A 19,323-nucleotide genomic window follows, 5' to 3' on the forward strand; every position below is an offset into this window, starting at 1 on the left:
TGCGCGCAGACAGCGGAGCGGGGTCCGGGGCAGGATGGTCCGGGCCACGGTCGCGTGGTGCCGGGCGCGGGGCGTCCAGGCCCCGGCCGGGGTGTCGTTCCTGGGGCGGCGAGGAGCACGGCGGCCACAGACCGTCCGGCTATCGGCGGACTCATCGACCACAAGGAGAAGCGCGTGAAGAGGCAGCGCGGCAGGGCCCGGGTGGCGCTCGCCGGGGCGGCGGCGTTGTGCGCGGTGGCGGCGCTGCCGGGGCAGTCCTGGGCGGCGGGCCGGCCGAGCCCCTATGCCTTCGAGGCGGAGGCCAAGCCGGTGAAGGGCACGCCCGTCAACATCAACGGCCCCGAGCTGACAGCCGGTTCGGCGTACAAGGACTCGATCAAGCCGGGTGAGAAGCGCTATTACCGCGTCAACCTGGACGCCAGGTCCAACGCCTATGTGTCGGCGGTCGCGGTTCCCCGGCTGGGCACCAAGGTCACCTACGCGGACCAGCTCGAGGTGTCCATCGAGAACGGCTCGGGCACCGAGTGCAGCGACGGTGAGGCGCGGTTCGGGTCGGCCGCCTACCCCCGGCCGGTGGCCGACTACGCGAGCCGCAGGATCGAGAAGGACAACAGCAGCTGTCAGGAGGCCGGGGCGTACTACGTGCTCCTGGAGCGGGACTCGGACGCCGCGTCCACGACCGAACCGTGGGACGTGGAACTCCGCTTCGCCTCCGAACCGGCGCTGAAGTCCGCCGGACCCACCGCGGCTCCCGAGGGCTGGCCCTCCGCCTCGCCCGCGGTACCGGCAGGCGGTCCGCAGCAGCGCCACGGAGGCACGAGCTTCCACGACTCCACCAGCCTCAAGCAGGGCGAATGGCAGGACAGCATCAAGCCCGGCGAGACGCTCTTCTACCGGGTGCCGGTCGACTGGGGCCAGCAGATCTTCGTCCGCGCCGACCTCGCCAACAGCCCGAGCGGCGACGCGGCGAAGAGCGTCGGCAACGCCCTGGTGCTCGCCCTGCACAACCCGGCGAGGGGCTTCGTCGACGACGAGTCGGGCATGTACTACGACGGCAAGCAGAAGTCGGTCTCGCTGGACCCGCTGCCACCCGTGAGGTACGAGAACCGCTACGACTCCGACAGCGCCACCAGCGCCATGCGGTTCGCCGGCTGGTACTACCTCTCGGTCACGCTCAGCCCGGAGATCGAGGAGGCGTACGGCGGCAACGCCGTCCCGCTGACGCTGCGCGTGAACGTCAAGGGGGACGCGAAGGCAGCACCCGCGTACGCCGGGCCGGCCGGTGACTTCCGCGTCACGGAAGACGACCAGGCGGCCGCGGAGAGCGGTGCGAGCGCCCAGGAAGCGGCCAAGAGCGACACGATGATGCTCGTCGCGGTCGGCGGGCTCGGAGCGGGGACCGTGCTGGTGCTCGGGCTCGGCGTCTGGACGCTGCTGGCACGGCGCAGGCAGCCCGTGGACGCGGCACCGGCCGCCTGTTCCGTGCCCGGCCAGGGCGGCCCGCAGGGGCCCGCTCAGGGAGTGGGGCACGCACCCGCCCAGGGCTACGGGTACGGGCAGTACGGGCCGCCGCCGGGGCAGTAGCGGCCGGCCAGCCGGCCGGACGGGCGGTGGTCACCGGTTCCGCGGCGACGGGTGCCGGGGGCGGCACGGCTCTCCTGCCCGGCGACTGCCGCTACGGAGTACGGTCCCGCCCGAGGACTGCTCGGCGGGGAGTACGGCCCTGCCCGGCGACCGTTGCGCAGGGGCAGGCGACGCCGACTCAGACCTGGGTCAGCGCCCAGATGCCCACCGCGAAGCACAGCACAGCGACGAGCAGCACCGGGACCGCGACCTTCGGGGGCGGTCCCGGTCGCTTTCCGGTCCCTGCCGGCGGAACCTGCGGGCCGTGAGCGGTGTAAGTACGAGTAGAGGGACCGCCGTACGACGTCGCCGGCGGCTGATGGGGGGAGGCGGCATGCGCGGTGACAGCATCGGCAGCCTGCACATGGGCGGGGACGCCAGGAGCCGCACCGGCCGGACCGGGGACCGGGCCCGGGACCGAGGGCGGAACGGGTGCGGGACCAGACGCGGGCTGCGCCCCGGCGGGAGAGGCCGGCGGAGCGTGCGGCCCGCCGGTGTGCGGCAGTGGGGATGGCTGCTGTGGTGGCGGAGCCAGATGGAAGCTGCCCGTCTCCGAAGGGGGAGAAGGCGGCAGCACGGCCGTGCTCCGGTCGGCGGCCTGCTGCGCCGTCTCCGGCCCGTTCGGGCCGAACCCCGGCGGCAGCGGACCGAGTTGGTCGAAGATCTCGACGGGCTCCTCGCCCGGTACCGGCTCGGGAAGCAGGTCGACGGCAGCCGTGAGGGCCTTGCGTGCCCCTGTGGCGGTACGGAACCGCGCCTGCGGATCGGGCTGGAGCAACCCTGCCAGCACCTGCCAGAGCGGCTCCGGAATGCCCTGGGGGGCACTCGGTGTGCCGTGGGCGGCGTAGTGCTCGACCAGGGCCTGGGAGTCGGGTTTGCGGCCCTGCAGCAAATAGAGGCCGACCAGGCCCGCCGCGAACAGGTCGGCCGTGAAGTCGGGCTCCGCGCCGAGCATCTGCTCCGGCGCGAAGTAACCCGGCGTGCCCACCACATAGTTGGTCTCGGTCAGCCGGGGCTCGCCCTTGCGCATCGAGATCCCGAAGTCGGAGACCCGAAGATGGGGCCGTCCCTTTCCTGTCGCCTCCATCAGGATGTTGGCGGGCTTGATGTCGCGGTGCACGACGCCTTCCGCGTGGACCGCGGCGAGACCGGACAGCAGCTGGTCGAGCAGGGTGCAGACGAAGCGCGGCGGCAGCGGCCCGTAGTCACCGATGACATGGGCCAGCGAACCGCCGCTCACCAGGTCCATGGTGAACAGAACCTTGTCGTCGTCCGCGGCCCAGCTGGCCGGAGCGAGCACATGGGGATGGTCGATGCGCATCGCCTGCTCCCGCACGAATCGGAGCAGCGTGTGCGCATCGCTCTGCTGGAGAACCTTCGCCGCCACATAACGGCGGCGACGGTGGTCCCAGGCGCGCCAGACGGCGCCGACACCACCGCGCCCGATCGGATCGATCAGTTCGTACCGACCGGCGAAGACCTCACCCATTGTGCTGCGCCAGCTCCCCGTTCCTCATGGAGGCGACCGCCCGCCTCGTTCAGCTCTGGTGCGACTCGAAGTGCGAGACCGCGTCGGCAGTGCGCCCGGCGCCGTACACCCGGAGGAACTCTGCCAGCTCCGGGTGGGTGGGGGCGAGTGAGTCCGCCGCATCGATGATGTCCCCGGCCGCCGCGACGGAGCGCAGCAGGGACTGGATCTCACGCACCACGCGACGGACCGTCGGCGCCCCCGAGCCGCTGGTCGACGGGGCGGTGCTGGTGAGGACCGAGCCGCCCTGAGACTTCTTGATCTCGTCCATCCGCGCGGTCGCCTCCACGGCACTCACACTGCCGTCGGCGACCTGACCTGCCAATTCCTGCAGCGCCTGAACGCGTTGGACCACCGCCGGGTTTCCGATCTTCGCCCGCTGGCCGCTCATCAGCTGGGAAAGCATCGGAGCCGAGAGACCGAGGACGCCGGCGAGTCGCGCCTGGTTGAGCCCCAGGTCATCGATCAAACGACGGAAGAGAGCACCGAGGGGCTCCCCGTACCAGCTGCGCTGCAGTTCCCTGGCTCTTGCGGTTGTCTCCTGCTGCGCTGCGTCCATTGCGTCTCCCCATCGCTTCCCCAAGCGGCTTCGCTGCTGCGAACCTTGTGCTGCATCTTACGGAGCGTGGTCGGTCACGGGGAGTCCCGGCCGGAACCCCGATATTTTTGCAGGATCACGGGGATGACCCGGTACTCTTGTGCACGACGGTTGCCGGGGCACGGTTGCCCACGGCCCTTCCGTCGTTCCGGGGCCTTAGCTCAGTTGGTAGAGCGCTGTCTTTGCATGGCAGATGTCAGGGGTTCGACTCCCCTAGGCTCCACAGCAGGAAGAGGTCCCCCGACCGCGGAAGCCGGTCGGGGGACCTCTTCGTTGTTTCCGCCGACGCGCGCCCCGTGCCCGACGTGATCCGTCGCCGAGCCCCGCGGCGCTCCCTTCCATGTGGCCGCCGCCTGCTCCGGGACCAGCGCGCCCGTTCTCTGCGGGGCGTCCGCCGATTCCTTTCCCGGCACCTTCATGCCCGTTTCCGGGGTCTGCACCATGCTGCACGAGCGGCTGCAGCAAGCTGACACTTCTTTCCCTTCTGGCACCCCCGTCCCACTGGCAGTCTTCTCGTACAGGCAAACGGGCCGGGAACAAAACCCGGAAAGTCCAGTAGGGGGAACCATGAAGAAGAACACCGCGCTCCGCACCGCAGGCGCTTTCTTCCTCGTCATCGGCGGCCTTGCGATCGCCGCCGCTCCGGCGCAGGCGAATGAGGCTCCCGGCGCGGGTACCGGTATTCCTTCCTCCATCACCTGGCAGACCACGGCGCCGATCCCGGCCGACGGTTCCATCACCTGGCAGAGCCCGGTTCCGGACGCGTCGGTCCTCGATTCCATCACCTGGCAGGTCGTGGCCCCGGGCCTGCCGAACGGCGACAACTCCATCACCTGGCAGTAATACGCCGGCGGGCCGGTTCGGAAAAAGAAGCTGTCCACGGAGAAAGCGCGAACGAGGAATCATGACAGTGATGCTGGAGGCCACGGAACAGGCGGCCAAGCCCGGCTACAAGCCGGTGGACCTGGACCGGTACCCCGCGGTGGACGCCTTGGTCCAGCGCCTCGGACTCGGGGTCTTCGACCGCGACACGCTCACCGCCCCGGTCGGTCGCAACGACTGCTGGGCCGGGGTCACCGACCGGGGCCACCCCGTCTTCGTCAAGCGCCTGGTCGGTCCCGAGGACGATGTGCGGGCCAGGATGCGCAGGCTCCGGTCCTTCGAACGGTGCGCGCGGACGCTGCCCCTGGACGCGCTGCGCGGGCCCCGGCTGCTCGGCTTCGACGACGCGGCCGCCCTGGTCGCCTTCGCTCTGGTGGAAGACGCGCGCAACGGCGCGGAGCTGATGGTCGACGAGGCCTTCGACGGCGACCTCGCCCGCCGGATCGGCACCGCCATCGGGCTGCTGCACGAAGCACGGCCCGCCGGTTACCAAGAATTCGACGACTCGCCGCCCACCCAGCCTTCCGTACGCCTTCTCCACGGAATTCCGCTGCCGATGTTCGAGAACCTCAGCTTCGGTGAGACGCAGGCCTGGCGGCTCATGCAGCAGGACACGGAATTGGTCCGCGGGGTCACCCGGCTGCGCGAACAGGAGAAGCGGGCTCCCAAGGTTCCTTCTCACTGCGATCTGCGCGTGGACCAGTTCCTGATCAAGGGTGAGGAATTCCATGTGACCGACTGGGAGGAGTTCCGCCTCGCCGATCCCGCCCGTGACGTCGGTTCCTTCACCGGCGAATGGCTCTACCGCTCGGTGCTGGACATCGTGACGAATCGCGGCGACGCGACGACGTTCGAGGTCGAGCTCACCCATGACATCGTGCTCAGCCGCGGCGCGGAAAAACTGGAACGACTTCTTCCGATCATCCGTGAGTTCTGGTCCGGATACCGAAAGGCCCGCCCCGAGATCGACCCGGGACTGGCCCACAGGGCGACCGCCTTCGCCGGTTGGCATCTGCTGGATCGGCTCATGGCCGGCTCGCAGCGCAGCGCACGCCTCTCCGGCATCGAGCGCGCAGCCGCCGGTATCGGCCGCGCGGCCCTGCTCGCCCCGCACAAGTTCGCGGCCACGCTCGGCCTCGACGATTCCGAGGAGATCAGCAGATGACGGCGATCACCGCCGCCACGGCACTGCCGGACCGGCTCGTCAGAGCCCTTCGGGACGTTCACGTCACCGACGACGGCACCACCGCCCGTCTTGGTTCCCGTACGGTCACCTCCGACAACCCACGTGAGATGCGCAGGCTCCTCGCCGAAGCGCTGTACGACGTGCTCCACGCCGGCCAGGATGTGGACAAGGGCGACCTGCCTCTCAATCTGCGTGACGAGAGCTTCGAGAAGGAACTCGCCGCGGTGGTACCGCACCGCGGCACCACAACCCGGGTGCGGGCGCTCGACGCCGGTGACCACACCGCGGCCGGTGACGGACCGCTGCTCGTGGAACGGGACGGCGTCCGCGTGTGGGTTCCCCGCGACCACGTCGTGGACGGCGACCCCGCCGTCCCCGGCAGCATCCTGACCCTGCGCGTCGCCGCGCTGCGACCCGCCCTGTCGCCGGGCTTCTTCATGGTCGACGGCGCGCGCCCCAGGCCGCGCGGCGACCGCACGCTACGGGTGTACGTGCACGTCACGGCCGCCCGGTTCGCGCCGCCCGTGTGGGGACGGGTGCTCGCCCGTCTGGAGGCCGACGGTGTCCCCTACCGCAGCAAGGCGCTGTCCGCCCGTGCGCTGTACCCCCGGCGTGATGCGCTGGTGGTCTATCTGACGGGAGAGGCGGCGGACGCGGCCGGCGCTGTGGCCGAGGCGGTACGCGGCGCTGACGGCGTGGGACCGGAAACGTCCGTGTTCACCCGCGAGTTGGCCCCGGGCGTCTCCGTCGCGGAGGAGCCGGACGACCCGCGACCAGCCATGTCCGGACTGAGCTTCGGCCAGCACCGGGCCACCGCCACCGCGCACGCCCTGCTCGACGCCGCCCGCGGCGACGGACCGTTCGAGGAGCTGCTGGCCGAGGCGCTGAGCGACGCGGGCGCCGACCCGGCCGCCCCGTACCGGAATCTGCCTCGCCGCTGAGGACCCCTGCCGGAGCCGGTTTTTCCCCCGTCCCGGTTCCGGCAGGAAGAACCGCTCACACGGCTGAGGCGGTTGCAGGGGGCGACCCAGAGCGCCCTCTGTTTTCGACTCAGCCTCGTCCGGGCCGGCCGATGCCGACCCCTGCTTCCAGGAGAACACCATGCAGAACAACACCGAGATCATGGACCTCATCGCCAACTACGACGCCTACGCCGATGTCGACGAGCTGAACGTCACGGCCGCCGCGGACGCCCCGGCCACCACCCCGGTCTGCGCCGCGAGCGTCGCCAGCTCCACCTGGTGCGCCTCGGCCGCCTCGGCGATCTCCGGTGCCACCTACGAGGCCGGCTGCTGACACGCACCTCGTGTTCCGGGCGCCACTGCGCGCCCACATCTGACGAGTACCTGACATACGAAGGAGTTTCCATGGACAAGACCGGTGCGATCACCGAGCTGATCGAGGGCTACGACTCGTACAGCGACGCGGAGGAGCTCAACTCCACCGCCGCCGCCGAGGCCCCGGCCACCAGCGCCCCGTGCGGCGCGGCCAGCGTCTCCTGGCTCGCCAGCCAGTTCACCGTCAAGACGTACAAGGAAGGCTGCTGACCATGGCCGACTTCCAGCAGACGGGTTCCATCAGCGAGCTCGTCGCCGGCTACGACACGTACAGCGAGGCGGGCGAGCTCGTCGCGGAGGCGGCGGCGGATGCTCCGGCGTCCACCCCGACCTGCGCCGCGGCGACCATCTCCTGGCTGGGCAGCCAGCTCACGGTGAAGACGTACAAGGAAGGCTGCTGAGCGGACGGCACCAGCCGGGCGTCCGGGCGTGGCACCGCCGCACCAGCGGCGGTCCCGCCCGGCCCCGCCCGGCCCCTTCCCCGGCACGGACCCGCCCTCAGGGCGAGAAAGGCACGACACCGTCATGTCTGTCACCACAGCGGAACGCACCGAAGGCGCGACCGGGGACGACGCGCTCCGGACCGCCCAGGAGCGCGCCCAGGAACTGATGGGGATGGCCGACATCCTGCGTCCCGCCGCCGTCCGCACGGCGGCCACCCTGCGGCTGGCCGACCACATCGACGCCGGCGCCACCGGCACGGCCGAGCTCGCGAAGCTGACCGACACGCGTCCCGAACTGCTCGACATGCTGCTGCGCCACCTGGTGCGGCTCGGCATCCTCGACCGGGACGAGCACGACGGAAGCTACTCCGTCACAGGCCTCGGCTCGCTCCTGCGTGACGCCGACCCGGCGGGGCTCCGGCAGCACCTCAGCATGGACGGCCTGTTCGGCCGTACCGACCTCGCGCTGATCAACATCCTCCACACCGTGCGGACCGGAGAGCCGGCACACGCCTCCGTCTTCGGCCAGGGCTACTGGGAGACCGTCAACGAGGATCCGCGGTTCGCGGCGGCCTTCCGGAAGGAGGGACCCCAGCAACTGGGCTGGGGCGCCGATTTGATCCACGAGGCCTACGACTGGTCGGACGTGGGATCGGTCACCGACGTCGGCGGCAACAACGGCACGCTCCTCATCGAACTCGCCCTGCGCAACCCGCACCTGCGCGGTCGGGTCCTCGACCTCAAGAACGCCTCCGAAGTGGCGGCACTGCGCTTCGAGGAAAGCGGACTGGACGACCGGCTCACCGCCGAGACGGGCAGCTTCTTCGACCCCATCACCCCCGGCTCCGACGTCTACCTGCTGTCCGCGATCCTGGCGGACTGGGACGACGAGCAGGCAGTCGCGATATTGCGCCGGGTCGCGGAGGCGGCAGGCCACGACGGCCGGGTCCTCATCGCCGACGTCAGCATTCCGGTGGAGGCCGACGGTCCCGCGACCGCCGCCACCGAGCTCTACATCCGTGCCGTGATGCCGCGCCCGGTCCGCACGGTCGCCGAGATCAAGGCACTGGCCGCCACGGCCGGCCTGCGGCTCTCGTGGGAGGGCCCGGCCACCCCGGTCCGTTCCCTGCTGGAGTTCCGCAATGCTTGAGTTCCACGCGCTGCACAAGGCCTTCGGTGAGCGGAAGGTGCTGCGCGGGCTGACGTTCGGCGTCAGGCCGGGCGAACTCTTCGGCTTCTGCGGGGCCAACGGCGCCGGCAAGACGACAGCCATGCGCATCGCACTCGGTGTACTGCAGGCGGACAGCGGCGAGGTCCGCTGGCAGGGCCGGCCGGTCGACGCCGCCTCACGGGCCCGCATCGGCTACATGCCGGAGGAGCGGGGCCTCTACGCCAAGATGACGCCGCGCGACCAGCTCGTGCACTTCGCTGTTCTGAGCGGTGTCGAGCGGGCTGTCGCACGCCACCGTGCGGAGGAGTGGATGGAGAGGCTCGGCGTCGTCGCGGCACCCAAGGACGCGCTGGAGAGGCTCTCGCTGGGCAATCAGCAGAAGGTCCAGCTCATCGCCTCCCTCATCCACGACCCTGATGTCCTGGTGCTCGACGAACCCTTCTCCGGACTCGACCCGGTGGCCGTGGACGCCATGGCCGACGCACTGACGGACTTCGCCCGCCGAGGGGTTCCCGTGGTCTTCTCCAGCCACCAGCTCGACCTCGTGGAACGGCTCTGCGACCGCGTCGGAATCGTCAGGGACGGTGCTCTCGTCGCGGAAGGCACCGTCGAGGACCTGCGCGCCGGTGCCGACCGCGGACCGGTCGAGATCGAACTGAGCGGCGCCCGAGACGACTGGTCCGGCGCTCTTGAAGGCATCGACGGCGTCGAGGTCGTCGGGCAGCAGGGCCGTACGGTCCTGCTCCGGGTGGCCGACGGCGTACCGGCCGCGCGGATCCTCGACGTGGCGGGTGCTGCGGGCGAGGTCGAGCGCTTCGGGCGCCGCATGCCGGCACTCGCCGACATCTTCCGTGAATCAGTGGGGGGTTGACCCCCCGATGGCACCTCAGACGATGAAACGCGACGATCACATGGCACAGCAGACGGAACAACAGTCCGCGGCTCCGACCGGACAGCATTCCGCGGACCACAGGGGAGCCGGGGCCGTGCCGCGGCCAGGTGACGAGACGGGAACGGACCCGCGCCGCGTGCGCGACGGCGCGCTCGTCCTCGCCATCGCCCGCAGGGAACTCGTACAGCAACTGACCAACAAGGCCTTCTGGATGTCGGTCGCGATCACCGCGATCATGATGGCCGTCACCTTCGGTGCCACCAGCCACTTCCAGAGCGGCGGGGGCGAACGGCCGAGCGTGGTCCTCACCGGGGAGCAGTCGGCGCTCGCGCCCGCCCTGAGCCCCCACGCCGACGTCTCCACCGCCCCTGACGCGGACACGGCCCGGGCAGCGGTGCGTGACGGCAAGGCCGATGCCGCCGTGATCGACGGACCGGGCGGCATCGTCGTCCAGCGCGAACTGCCGGAAGAGCTGGGCCGCCTGCTCCAGGAGGCCCACCGGGCCGTCGTCCTCGACGCGTCGCTGCGCGGGCACGGGCTGAGCGCGGCGGAGGCCGCCGAGGCCGCCGCGGTGCCCCCGCTGCCGACCACCACGCTGGACCCGGACGCCGTACGCACGATCCAGCGCACGACCACCGCGGCCACCGCGGTCTTCATCCTCTTCATGCTGATGCTGGTGTCCGGCCTCGCCGTCGCACAGGGTGTCGCGGAGGAGAAGTCCAGCCGGATCGCGGAAGTGCTGCTCGCCAAGGTCAGGGCCCGCCATCTGTTGGCAGGGAAGATCGTGGGCCTCGGCGCCTCGGCCCTGGTCCAGATCCTGGTGCTGGCAACGGCCTGCCTGGGCGCGGCGGTCGCCTTCGGTCTCTTCGAGGCCCCGGCGGACGCCGTCGGTGCCGGACTGAACGTGCTGGTCTGGTTCGTCCCCGGCTACATCCTCTTCGTGACGCTCTACGCGGTGGCCGGCTCTCTCGTCTCCCGCCCCGAAGACGTCAACCATGTGGTCGGACCGGTCAACGGCATCCAGATGCTCGGACTGATCGGGCCCGGTCTGGCCCTGGCCGGGTCGACCGACTCGGCCACCGTCGAGATCCTCTCGCTGGTGCCCGGCGTCTCCTGGGCCGCCATGCCTGTCCGCATGGCCTACGAGGACGTGCCCTGGTGGCAGATCGGCACGGCTTTCGGGCTGATGCTCGTCACCGCCGCCGTACTGATCCGCCTCGGCGGCCGGGTCTACGCCGGAGGGCTGCTGCAGCACGGCGGGATCGTCAAGGTGAAGGACGCCCTGCGCGGCGCCCGTCTCTGAGCCGGACGCCGTCCCTGAGACGGCCCCCGTCTCCGCCCCGCGCCGCCGCACCTCCAGCCCGCCGCGCGCCGCCGTCACGACGCCGCACCTCCAGCCCGCTGCGCGCTGGAAAGAGCTGCCGTGAACGGCTTCGGCACAGCCGCCTGGCCGGCGTGAAGCCGATGCGCGCCGCGCCCGACCACCGTACTGATCTGAGGAGTTGGATGCCATGAAGCACACAGCCGGGCCCGGGGCGGCCCCCGCGGCCGAGCTGAAGGTGCTGCGGGAACTCGCCCGCGGCAACGGACCGCAACTGGCGGCCGTCGGCCTGCTCGCCCTTGTCTCCACCGGGGCGACGCTCGCTCTGCCGCTGGTCGTCGGCAAACTGCTCGGCGCGATCCAGAGCGGGGAAGGCCTTGCCGTATGGGCCACCGTGATGGTGGCCGCGGGATTCGGGTCCGCCGCCGCCGGAGCGCTGGCGTCCTTCCTGCTCGGCCGGATGGGTCAGCGGCTGATCTGCCGGCTGCGGGTGCGGACCATGCGGCACTCGCTCGGTCTGCGGCTCGCTGATGCCCGGCGGGAGGGCAGCGGCAATCTCGTGGCCCGGCTGACCTCGGACGCCGCCCGGATCAAGAACCTGATCGACATCGGCCCCGTGCAGCTGCCGATGGCAGGCATCACCGTCCTCGGCACCCTGGTGGTCATGGGGCTGCTCGACTGGGTCCTGCTGCTGATCACGGTCGGCGCGTTCCTGGCCGCCGTCGGCATCATCACGCTCGTCGTGAAGGGGCTGCGCCGCAAATACGCCGCCGTGGGCGAGGAGGTCGGCACACTCGCCCAGAGCTTCGTCGCCGCACTCGACTCACTGACCGTCATCAAGGCGTACCGGGCCGAGGACGTTGTGTCCGCGAGCCTGGCGGAGCGCGCCCGGCGGGTGGCGAAGCTCGAGACGGATGCCGCGCGCATGGAGTCCTTGATGGTGCCGGTGATCAATCTCGGACAGCAGATCGCGTTGGTCGCCGTCGTCGTCGGCGGCGGTGCGCGCATGCTGGACGGCCACCTCGTTCTCGCGGACTTCGTCGCCTTCCTTCTCTACCTGCTGCAGCTGACCGCTCCGCTGATCATGGCGGCCTCCGGGGTCAGCGGGATCCAGCTGGGCCTGGTGGCCCGTAAGCGGTTCGAAGACATCTTCGCGCTGCCGGCCGAGGAGGGCACCTACTCGCCGACCGTGTCGGAAGCCGCGCCCCTGTCCGCCTCCGTGCAGACACGAGCCGTAGCCTCCGCAGAGGTTCCGGCCGTCCGCTTCGAGGATGTGGTGTTCGGCTACGAGGCCGAGCGCCCGGTGCTGCGCGGCGCCCGCTTCACTGTTCCCGGTCGGGGACTTACCGCGGTCGTGGGTCTGTCCGGCTCGGGGAAGACCACAGTCCTCTCTCTGATCGAGCGCTTCATGGAGCCCGACAGCGGCCGCATCGAGGTCCACGGCCGGAACCTGGCCGACTGGTCCCCGGCCGATCTGCGGAGCCGTATCGCCTATGTCGACCAGGCATCCACCCTGCTTCAGGAGTCCGTGCGGGCCAACCTCGTCCTCGGACGCCGGCGGCCTGCCGACGACGCCACCCTCTACTCCGTACTGGACAGGGTCGGTCTCGCCGAGGACATCCGGGCGCTCCCCGAGGGTCTGGACACCGTGCTCGACGGCGCCACCGGGCTGTCCGGCGGCCAGCGGCAGCGACTGGCGCTGGCCCGTGCGGTCCTGGCCGACGCGGACCTGGTGCTCCTCGACGAGCCCACCTCGCATCTGGACAGCGTCAACGAGCAACGGCTGCGACTGGCCGTCGACCGACTGGCGGCAGAGCGTGCCGTGGTCGTCGTCGCCCACCGGATCTCCACCATCCAGCACGCGGATCACGTGGTCGTCATGGACCGGGGTGCCGTCATCGACGAGGGAGGGCACGCCGCTCTTGTGGACCGCTGCCCGGCCTACGCCGAGCTCGTGGCAGGCCAGTCGCTCGGTGCGGATTTCCGCGCCCCCATCGCCGCCTGACCGGCTCCCCGCCTTGGCCAGACCGCCGGCTTGTTTCACGTGAAACATCGTCCGGCCGCCACCGCCCTGCCACGTTTCACGTGAAACACGGTCGGGCCGACATCGCCCCGACACCGTTCCCAGGAGCCTTCATGACCGGCACCGCCGTCTCCGCAGCCACGCCTCAGTACTCGGTGCTGATGCCCTTCACCCCGTCGCGTCCGGAGCAGGCACTGCCGTACGCGGCGCTGACCCAATGGACCGGCGCCCACCGGCTGTGGCAGGGCCAGTCCTCCGTCGGTGAACCGCACCAGACGTTCGCCTACATGGCCGCCTCCGGCTTCCGCGTCCCGGCCGGTACCGGAGTGACCGTGATGCCGCTGCGTCACCCGTACGAAGCCGCACTTCAGGCACAGTCGCTGGCGGTCACCATGAACCATCCCGTGGTGGCGGGCTTCGGCCCAGGTGCCGGCGTCCTGCAGAAGAACCTGCTCGGTGCTCCCTATCGCAGTCAGCTCGGCGCGTGCCGGGAGTACGTCACGGCTGTACGCGGGCTGCTGGACGGTGAAGCGGTCGACCTGGACGGCGAGTTCTTCCGGGTCCGCGGCCGACTCCCGGTGCAGCCGCGGCCCGAGGTGGAGGTAGGGCTCGGAGTACTGCGCCCCGGAATGGCCAGGCTCGCCGGTGAGGTCGCCGACACGGCCATCACCTGGCTGACCCCCGCGAAATACCTGCGCGACGTGGTGGTGCCGGCGCTCGAGGAAGGCGCGGCACGCGCCGGACGTGACCGGCCCCGGCTGGTGGCCATGGTGCCGGTGGCCCTGGCCGCGGACGGCCGGGAACCGACGGATGTGGCACTCGCCAGCAACTCGGCCCACATGTCGCTGCCGCACTACCGGGACATGCTGCGCCGGTCCGGAATCGATGTGGACATGGAGACCGACCCGGTGGCCAGTGCCAAGGCCCTGATCGAGGGCGGCGCCTTTGTGTACGGCGGGCCGCTGGACATCGCCGAGGCGTTCGCCGAGTACCGAAGCGCCGGTGTCGACGAGATCGTCCTGAACGTCTCCGGGGTTTTCGCCACCACCGGGACCCGGACAGCCCTGAAGGAACTGGAAACGCTCCTGCGTGAGGTGCTCTCATGACCCGAACCCCGCTGTGGTCCCCGCAAGCTCCCTCCCCCGCACGGACCCTGCTGCCCCGCTCGCCCGCGGCTCCGAATGGTGTGACTCCATCCGCCGATGCTTCGTCGGCAGCGCGTCCAGTGGCTGCTCCGTCATCACAGGAGTCACCGGCGCCGACGCCACAGGCACCTGAACTGGGCGTGGAGCGACTCCTGGTGGTGAGCACCGGCTCCGCGTACGCGACCAGCCTTCCCTTCTGGCTCGACTGGCTGCGCGCCTCCTACACCGGCCTCGAAGTGTCCGTCGTCCTCACCGGCAGCGCCCGGCGGTTCGTCACCCGGCAGGCGCTCGCCCACCGGGTCGCCGGCGACGTCCTCTTCGACGAGTGGCCGGAGGACGAGGTGCACGCCCGCCATGTGGCGCTCGCCGAATGGGCCGAGGCACTCGTCGTCTACCCCGCGACGCTCCACTACACGGCACGTCTGGCCCTCGGCCTCGCGGACAGCCCTTCCCTGCTCGCCGCCCAGTGCACCCGCGCTCCGATCGCCGTGGCGCCCGCACTCCCGCCCGGCGGTCTCGACAGTCCTGCCTTCCGTGAGCACTGGTCGCAGCTGTCGGCCCGTCCCAACGTCGTGATGGTGCCGCCCGAGCAGGGCCGGAGCCTGACCACCGGCCGTATGGAGGCATGGGTCCCACCGACCCTGCCCGAGGTGATCGAGCGGCTCGAGGGCCGACGCGTCCAGCTCGTCGACGACCAACGTGTCCACCCGGAAAGAAAGGCGCTGCTGTGACGCTCCCGACCATCGAAGCGGGCGCGGTGACCCGCTACGGCACCGGCCTGCTGCGCACCGAGGTCCGTCCGTTGCCCGGCGGGCTCCACCAGTGGCGCAGGTCTCCCGGTCCGTATGCTCCCGCTCCGTTCGTTCCCGTGCCGCGTACACCGCTCGCCGTGACAGGTCCCGGTGCCCGTGTCGTCTTCGGCGCGGCCGACGGCAGCGGCCGCACGTACCACCTCGAGGGGGAGCACTCCGTCGCGTATCTGCTGCTCACGGGTGGCCCAGGTGCCGTCCCACCGCAGGCACTGCGGGACCTCGGCACGACCCTGAGGGTGCTGCACGACGTGCCGCCGCCGGCCTCGGCCCGCGCCCACGGGTCCCGCGGGCTCGACCGGCTGGACAGCTGGCTGACCGGCCGCGCCCCGACACCGCGCGCGGCACATGCCGCCGAGCAGATGCGCAAGGCGCTCGGTGACCCGGCATGGGCGACGGTACGGGGATGGCACCAGCGGGTCCTCGGGGACACTCCCACGGTGCTGGCCCACGGTGCGGCCGGCCTGGGCTCGCTGATAGCCGGCCCGGACGGTTCGGCCACGCTGCTGGCCGGTGAGGACCTGAGCGTCCTTCCCTGGTACGTCGACATCGGCTGGATCATCGGCGAACTCGTCGAACTCAAATGGCAGTTGGGCGGCGACCCCGTCGCCTGGCAGGCCCACATCGACGCTCTGTGCGAGGGGTACGGCCGTGATCCGGGCGCCGACTGGCAGTGGCTCGCGGTGCTGCGCATCATGCTGCACGTCCACGACATCGCCGCGTATCTCGACGAACCGGTGGACAGCTTCCAGCAGTACGCCGACTTCCTGCGCTTCCTCATCGGCCTTCGGGGAGCGGTGACATGACGCTGGCGCCGCCGGCCACCGCCGGCCTGGACCGTTTCACGCTGCCCAACGGACTGCGGGTGCTGCTGCAGCATCAGCCGGGCATCCCGCGGGCGGCCGTGTCCGTGCACTACGGCGTCGGATTCCGCTCCGAGCCACCCGGCCGCGAAGGCTTCGCACACCTCTTCGAGCACCTCATGTTCCGTGGCAGCGCCAGCCTTCCCGGAGGCCGGTTCTACGACCACGTGCACCGGCTCGGCAGCCGTGCCAACGGAACCACGCACCAGGACTACACGGACTACTACCAGGTCGCGCCGGCGGAGGCCCTGGAACAGGCGCTCTTCGCGGAGGCCGACCGGATGCGGGCGCCCCTTTTCACAGAACTCCACCTCGCCGAACAGCTGGCAGGTGTGGCGGAAGAGATCCACGGCGCGACCACGGACCGGCCTTACGGCGGCCTCCCCTGGCCGCTGCTGCCCGGGGTTCTCTTCAGCCGGCATGCCAACGCCCATGACGGATACGGCGATCCGGGAGTGCTGGCGCAGACCACGATCGAGGACTGCGAGGAGTTCTTCACCGCGCACTACGCACCGGGCAACGCGGTCCTCACCGTTGTCGGCGCGGCCGAGCCGACTGTCACCCGCGCGCTGATCGAGCACCATTTCGGCGGTATCCCCGCTCGTCCGCATCCCCTGCCACCCACCCTTCACGAGCCCCTTCCGACGGCGGACCGCTGGGCCAGGTACCAGGAGCCCGGGGTCAGCGCCACCGTGCTGGCCATGGGCCACCGCCTGCCCGACCCGGAGACCGATCTGCCCGGATATCTCGCGCATGCCGTCCTGGCCGCACTGCTGAACCGACACGGGGCCGCCGCCCTCGGCCTTCCCTCTGCCGCCGCGAGCTGTGGATTCTTCGGGCCGCTGGACGCCAGGGACCCGGATCCGCTGGTGGTGACGGCCGTCCTTCCGGCCGGCCGGACCCCCGAGCAGGTGGTCCGTGCGATCAGCGACCGGCTGCGTACCTGGGCCGAGGATCCCGGCCTGGACGACGCCGTCCCCCGGGCGGCCCGGCTGATGGCGGTGGAGCACGAGCGCGCCCACGCGGACATCGAGACAAGGTCCCGCGCGCTCGGCCGGCTGGAGAGCCTGTTCGGCAGAGCGGAACTGCTCGAAGAGCTCCCTGGGCTGATCAGGGCCGTGAGAACCGATCAGGTGGCCGAGGCGGCTCGTGCACTGGCGCAGCAGCCGAAAGCGGTCCTGGTCATCGAGCCGGGCGACCGTCGCACCCGTCCCGTTCCGGTGCGCCCGGATGGCCCGTCGGCGACCGCGGCCGGCCGGGCCGCGGAGGAGGTCGGCGCGTTCCCGCGCCCCGGCGCTCTGCCGGTGCCCGGACCCGGAGCGCCGCTCGAGCCGGGACGCCTGCCCACCCGGGAAGTGGAACTGCCCGGAGGCCCGCGTGTGGTCGCGGTCGCCGATCGCCGCTCCCCTCTGGTGGAACTGCGCTGGCGAGTGCCGCTCGGGCGGGCCGGATGGCGTAACCCGGCCGCCGCCCGCGAACGGTTCCGTGTCCGTGCCCGGCACATCCGTGCCGCCGCGCGGACCGAGGACTTCGGCGGATCGCTCGCTGTCGCCGTCGACGGTGAATGGCTGGACGTCTCGGGTCACGCACCGACCGGACGGACCGCCGACTGGCTGACGGTGCTCGCCGACCTGGCGCCCGCCATGTCCGCCGAGCGCTCGACCCTCGATCGTCCGGGTACGCCGGATTCCCCGCGTACTCCGGATGAGGAGCTCGACGACCGTGTGCGTGCGCAGCTGATCCCGCACGCCACGGTCGGCGCCGGCACGCTGATCGCCGTAGGGGAGCTGGACCCGGACACCCTGGTCGGCCGGGCGGCGGACACGCTCGACCCCTGGACCACGGTGTGCGAGCAGTCCGCATCCGCGCCGGAAACCGCCGGGCCGCCGTACAGGCAGGACGACGGACCGCCGCGGGAGTTGCACGCCGTCGACGGCACGCATGTGCGGCTTCTGCTGTCCGTCATGGAGCGGCCCGTCACCGGTGCGGCCGACGAGGCAGCACGGTTCCTGGCCACGGCGGCCATGGGCGGTTTCTTCGGCGGCCGGCTCGCCGGGCGGTTCGCGGACCGCACGGTCGCGGGCTTCGAGATGTACACGGGGCGGGACACGGTCTGCGGGGTGCCGCGTGCCTTTCTGCGCGGACGAGTGCCTGCCGACGCTGTGGAGGAAGCGTGGGCCGGCATCCGCGCCGAGGCCGGCCGGCTTGCCGCCGAGCCCTTCACGGAACGGGAACTGCGGCCCGTACGTGACTTCTGCGCCGCCCAGTTGCTCGCCGCATTCGATTCCCCGGCGGCCCGCGCGGACCTGCTCCGGCGAACGGTGTCCAGCGGGGGCGATGCCGGCCTTCCCCTCCTGCTGCCCGGTCTGCTGCGTGTGGTCGCCGCCGAGGACGTCTCCCGCGCGGCCGGGCGGCTGTTCCTGCCACGGTCCGTGCCGGCGGCCGCCCACTGAGGTGGGGACGACGGAAAGCGCCACCGGGTCGGTCGGGACCCGGTGGCGCCGTAAGCGGGGAGGCGGAGCAAGGACGATGGGTGGGAGGTCAGGAGTGGCCGGGACGGGTGACGGCGCGGTCCGCCTGACGGCCCAGGACCACGGTCAGGGCGAGCGCCACGAGACCGGCGGCACTCGCCGCGCCGGTGAGGTCGGTTCCCAGACCGAGTCCGAGGCCCACCGCGGTGACCACCCCGAGCAGTACGAGGTAGAGACCGAAGAGGTTGCGCGAACCGGTCGCGGAGAGCGCCTTCGTGGCGGCGCGGCCACGGGTGCGGGACGCGGCCCAGGTCAGCAGGGAGGGGCCGAGGACGGCACCGGCGATCGGGCCGGCGGGCACGAGGCTGCCACCGATGTCGATGCAGACGAAGGCGACGGCGAGCGACGCGCCGAGCCCCGGGTAGTACCACCAGGGACTCCTGCCGGGGGATGTGTCCTGTCGGCCGTCACCGGTGCTGTGTGGGGGGTGCACTGATTCGTTTGCCATGCACAGAAAGCTAGTTGGGCCCGGACCGGGCAGACAGCCGCGGCGGCTGCAGGATCATGGCCCCCCGCTGCAGCATGCTGTCAGCGAGGGGACCTCCCCGCGGCTCACCCGGGTGCCAGGCTCACCCTGATCCCCACGCACGGGCGGGGGACAGGACGACGGGGGACACGACGGCTCATGCGAGCTCTACCGGGAGGAACCAATGAAGGACGACGGGCCGGCCGAAGCGCCGCCGGGCACCGCTGAGCAGCTGTTGTTCACGGTGGTCCGGACCGACGAGACCGCCGCGCCGGGCCAGACGACGGCGATCCGGCTCATCGGGCTGCTGCCCGCCGACTGGGCATGCGTGTCGACGGTCGGCAACAACGAGATCGCCCTGGGCATCCCTCTGCGCTCCGTTCCCGGAACCCCCGGTGAGATCCGCGCGCGTCTGGAGACGGTGCTCACGGACAGCGCGCTGACCGGGTGGCGCATCAGACCGTCCTAGAAGGCCCCGCAGCGGCGGGCCGGGTGGCCGCCCGGC

At 71.3% G+C, this 19,323-nt stretch carries 19 protein-coding genes and 1 tRNA gene; 17 read left to right on the forward strand and 3 right to left on the reverse strand.

Annotation, left to right across the window (positions count from 1 at the left end; translation table 11 throughout):
* Positions 1–174: 174 nt before the first annotated feature.
* Positions 175–1,584 carry a hypothetical protein gene (locus AB0K36_RS02740; RefSeq protein ID WP_364587270.1) on the forward strand — a complete coding sequence of 470 codons (1,410 nt, stop codon included), beginning with the start codon at positions 175–177 and terminating at the stop codon, positions 1,582–1,584.
* A gap of 178 nt (positions 1,585–1,762) precedes the next feature.
* Here the strand turns inward: AB0K36_RS02740 and AB0K36_RS02745 are convergent, their stop codons facing one another.
* Positions 1,763–3,112: a serine/threonine-protein kinase gene (locus AB0K36_RS02745; RefSeq protein WP_364587273.1), complete on the reverse strand. Its 1,350-nt coding sequence runs from the start codon at positions 3,110–3,112 to the stop codon at positions 1,763–1,765.
* A 49-nt stretch (positions 3,113–3,161) separates the two neighbouring features.
* A complete protein-coding gene (locus AB0K36_RS02750) occupies positions 3,162–3,710 on the reverse strand; it encodes a helix-turn-helix domain-containing protein (RefSeq protein WP_189473167.1) in 549 nt (182 codons plus the stop codon).
* Between the two features lie 189 nt (positions 3,711–3,899).
* On the opposite strand from AB0K36_RS02750, the gene AB0K36_RS02755 reads away from it, so the two are divergent.
* From AB0K36_RS02755 to AB0K36_RS02825, 15 genes are all read left to right on the forward strand, one after another.
* Positions 3,900–3,972, forward strand: a tRNA-Ala gene (locus AB0K36_RS02755).
* 344 nt (positions 3,973–4,316) lie between these two features.
* Entirely contained in the window at positions 4,317–4,592 is a 276-nt protein-coding gene (locus AB0K36_RS02760) for a hypothetical protein (RefSeq protein ID WP_364587276.1), read from the forward strand.
* Positions 4,593–4,653: 61 nt separating this feature from the next.
* Complete coding sequence (lxmK, locus tag AB0K36_RS02765) at positions 4,654–5,796, forward strand: class V lanthionine synthetase subunit LxmK (RefSeq protein ID WP_364587279.1); 1,143 nt, start codon at positions 4,654–4,656, stop codon at positions 5,794–5,796.
* Positions 5,793–6,758: a T3SS effector HopA1 family protein gene (locus tag AB0K36_RS02770; RefSeq protein ID WP_364587282.1), complete on the forward strand. Its 966-nt coding sequence runs from the start codon at positions 5,793–5,795 to the stop codon at positions 6,756–6,758. Before lxmK ends, AB0K36_RS02770 begins: the two co-directional genes overlap by 4 nt.
* Before the next feature lie 160 nt (positions 6,759–6,918).
* A complete protein-coding gene (locus tag AB0K36_RS02775) occupies positions 6,919–7,113 on the forward strand; it encodes an LxmA leader domain family RiPP (protein WP_037774183.1) in 195 nt (64 codons plus the stop codon).
* Positions 7,114–7,184: 71 nt separating this feature from the next.
* Positions 7,185–7,364 carry an LxmA leader domain family RiPP gene (locus AB0K36_RS02780; RefSeq protein ID WP_005314921.1) on the forward strand — a complete coding sequence of 60 codons (180 nt, stop codon included), beginning with the start codon at positions 7,185–7,187 and terminating at the stop codon, positions 7,362–7,364.
* A gap of 2 nt (positions 7,365–7,366) precedes the next feature.
* Positions 7,367–7,555, forward strand: coding sequence for an LxmA leader domain family RiPP (locus AB0K36_RS02785; protein ID WP_364587285.1), 189 nt, complete (start codon positions 7,367–7,369; stop codon positions 7,553–7,555).
* Positions 7,556–7,679: 124 nt separating this feature from the next.
* A complete protein-coding gene (locus tag AB0K36_RS02790; RefSeq protein WP_364587288.1) occupies positions 7,680–8,747 on the forward strand; it encodes a methyltransferase in 1,068 nt (355 codons plus the stop codon).
* Positions 8,740–9,639 (forward strand): ABC transporter ATP-binding protein, encoded by a 900-nt coding sequence (locus tag AB0K36_RS02795; RefSeq protein WP_364587291.1) that lies wholly within the window; start codon positions 8,740–8,742, stop codon positions 9,637–9,639. Before AB0K36_RS02790 ends, AB0K36_RS02795 begins: the two co-directional genes overlap by 8 nt.
* Before the next feature lie 115 nt (positions 9,640–9,754).
* On the forward strand, positions 9,755–10,963 hold the full coding sequence (locus AB0K36_RS02800) for an ABC transporter permease (RefSeq protein WP_364587294.1): 1,209 nt from the start codon (positions 9,755–9,757) through the stop codon (positions 10,961–10,963).
* A 208-nt stretch (positions 10,964–11,171) separates the two neighbouring features.
* Positions 11,172–12,986 carry an ABC transporter ATP-binding protein gene (locus tag AB0K36_RS02805; RefSeq protein ID WP_364587297.1) on the forward strand — a complete coding sequence of 605 codons (1,815 nt, stop codon included), beginning with the start codon at positions 11,172–11,174 and terminating at the stop codon, positions 12,984–12,986.
* Positions 12,987–13,117: 131 nt separating this feature from the next.
* Complete coding sequence (locus AB0K36_RS02810; RefSeq protein WP_364587300.1) at positions 13,118–14,110, forward strand: LLM class flavin-dependent oxidoreductase; 993 nt, start codon at positions 13,118–13,120, stop codon at positions 14,108–14,110.
* 179 nt (positions 14,111–14,289) lie between these two features.
* Complete coding sequence (locus tag AB0K36_RS02815; RefSeq protein ID WP_364587303.1) at positions 14,290–14,880, forward strand: flavoprotein; 591 nt, start codon at positions 14,290–14,292, stop codon at positions 14,878–14,880.
* Positions 14,877–15,764, forward strand: coding sequence for a phosphotransferase family protein (locus AB0K36_RS02820; protein WP_364587306.1), 888 nt, complete (start codon positions 14,877–14,879; stop codon positions 15,762–15,764). Before AB0K36_RS02815 ends, AB0K36_RS02820 begins: the two co-directional genes overlap by 4 nt.
* Positions 15,761–18,274 (forward strand): M16 family metallopeptidase, encoded by a 2,514-nt coding sequence (locus AB0K36_RS02825; protein WP_364587309.1) that lies wholly within the window; start codon positions 15,761–15,763, stop codon positions 18,272–18,274. Before AB0K36_RS02820 ends, AB0K36_RS02825 begins: the two co-directional genes overlap by 4 nt.
* 88 nt (positions 18,275–18,362) lie before the next feature.
* Here the strand turns inward: AB0K36_RS02825 and AB0K36_RS02830 are convergent, their stop codons facing one another.
* Entirely contained in the window at positions 18,363–18,800 is a 438-nt protein-coding gene (locus tag AB0K36_RS02830) for a hypothetical protein (RefSeq protein WP_364587312.1), read from the reverse strand.
* A 202-nt stretch (positions 18,801–19,002) separates the two neighbouring features.
* Here AB0K36_RS02830 and AB0K36_RS02835 point away from each other — a divergent pair, with 202 nt between their 5' ends.
* Positions 19,003–19,287, forward strand: a complete 285-nt coding sequence (locus AB0K36_RS02835; protein WP_364587314.1) for a hypothetical protein — start codon at positions 19,003–19,005, stop codon at positions 19,285–19,287.
* Positions 19,288–19,323 lie beyond the last annotated feature (36 nt).

Source organism: Streptomyces kurssanovii (assembly GCF_040677245.1).
In the GTDB taxonomy this organism is placed as follows: Bacteria; Actinomycetota; Actinomycetes; order Streptomycetales; family Streptomycetaceae; genus Streptomyces; species Streptomyces kurssanovii.

Excerpts from the sequence above, each read along its gene's own strand:
- AB0K36_RS02745 (WP_364587273.1), bottom strand. The coding sequence starts at position 3,112 with ATGGGTGAGGTCTTCGCCGGTCGGTACGAACTGATCGATCCGATCGGG.
- AB0K36_RS02750 (WP_189473167.1), bottom strand. The coding sequence starts at position 3,710 with ATGGACGCAGCGCAGCAGGAGACAACCGCAAGAGCCAGGGAACTGCAG.
- AB0K36_RS02760 (WP_364587276.1), top strand. The coding sequence starts at position 4,317 with ATGAAGAAGAACACCGCGCTCCGCACCGCAGGCGCTTTCTTCCTCGTC.
- lxmK (WP_364587279.1), top strand. The coding sequence starts at position 4,654 with ATGACAGTGATGCTGGAGGCCACGGAACAGGCGGCCAAGCCCGGCTAC.
- AB0K36_RS02770 (WP_364587282.1), top strand. The coding sequence starts at position 5,793 with ATGACGGCGATCACCGCCGCCACGGCACTGCCGGACCGGCTCGTCAGA.
- AB0K36_RS02775 (WP_037774183.1), top strand. The coding sequence starts at position 6,919 with ATGCAGAACAACACCGAGATCATGGACCTCATCGCCAACTACGACGCC.
- AB0K36_RS02780 (WP_005314921.1), top strand. The coding sequence starts at position 7,185 with ATGGACAAGACCGGTGCGATCACCGAGCTGATCGAGGGCTACGACTCG.
- AB0K36_RS02785 (WP_364587285.1), top strand. The coding sequence starts at position 7,367 with ATGGCCGACTTCCAGCAGACGGGTTCCATCAGCGAGCTCGTCGCCGGC.
- AB0K36_RS02790 (WP_364587288.1), top strand. The coding sequence starts at position 7,680 with ATGTCTGTCACCACAGCGGAACGCACCGAAGGCGCGACCGGGGACGAC.
- AB0K36_RS02795 (WP_364587291.1), top strand. The coding sequence starts at position 8,740 with ATGCTTGAGTTCCACGCGCTGCACAAGGCCTTCGGTGAGCGGAAGGTG.
- AB0K36_RS02805 (WP_364587297.1), top strand. The coding sequence starts at position 11,172 with ATGAAGCACACAGCCGGGCCCGGGGCGGCCCCCGCGGCCGAGCTGAAG.
- AB0K36_RS02810 (WP_364587300.1), top strand. The coding sequence starts at position 13,118 with ATGACCGGCACCGCCGTCTCCGCAGCCACGCCTCAGTACTCGGTGCTG.
- AB0K36_RS02825 (WP_364587309.1), top strand. The coding sequence starts at position 15,761 with ATGACGCTGGCGCCGCCGGCCACCGCCGGCCTGGACCGTTTCACGCTG.
- AB0K36_RS02830 (WP_364587312.1), bottom strand. The coding sequence starts at position 18,800 with ATGGCAAACGAATCAGTGCACCCCCCACACAGCACCGGTGACGGCCGA.
- AB0K36_RS02835 (WP_364587314.1), top strand. The coding sequence starts at position 19,003 with ATGAAGGACGACGGGCCGGCCGAAGCGCCGCCGGGCACCGCTGAGCAG.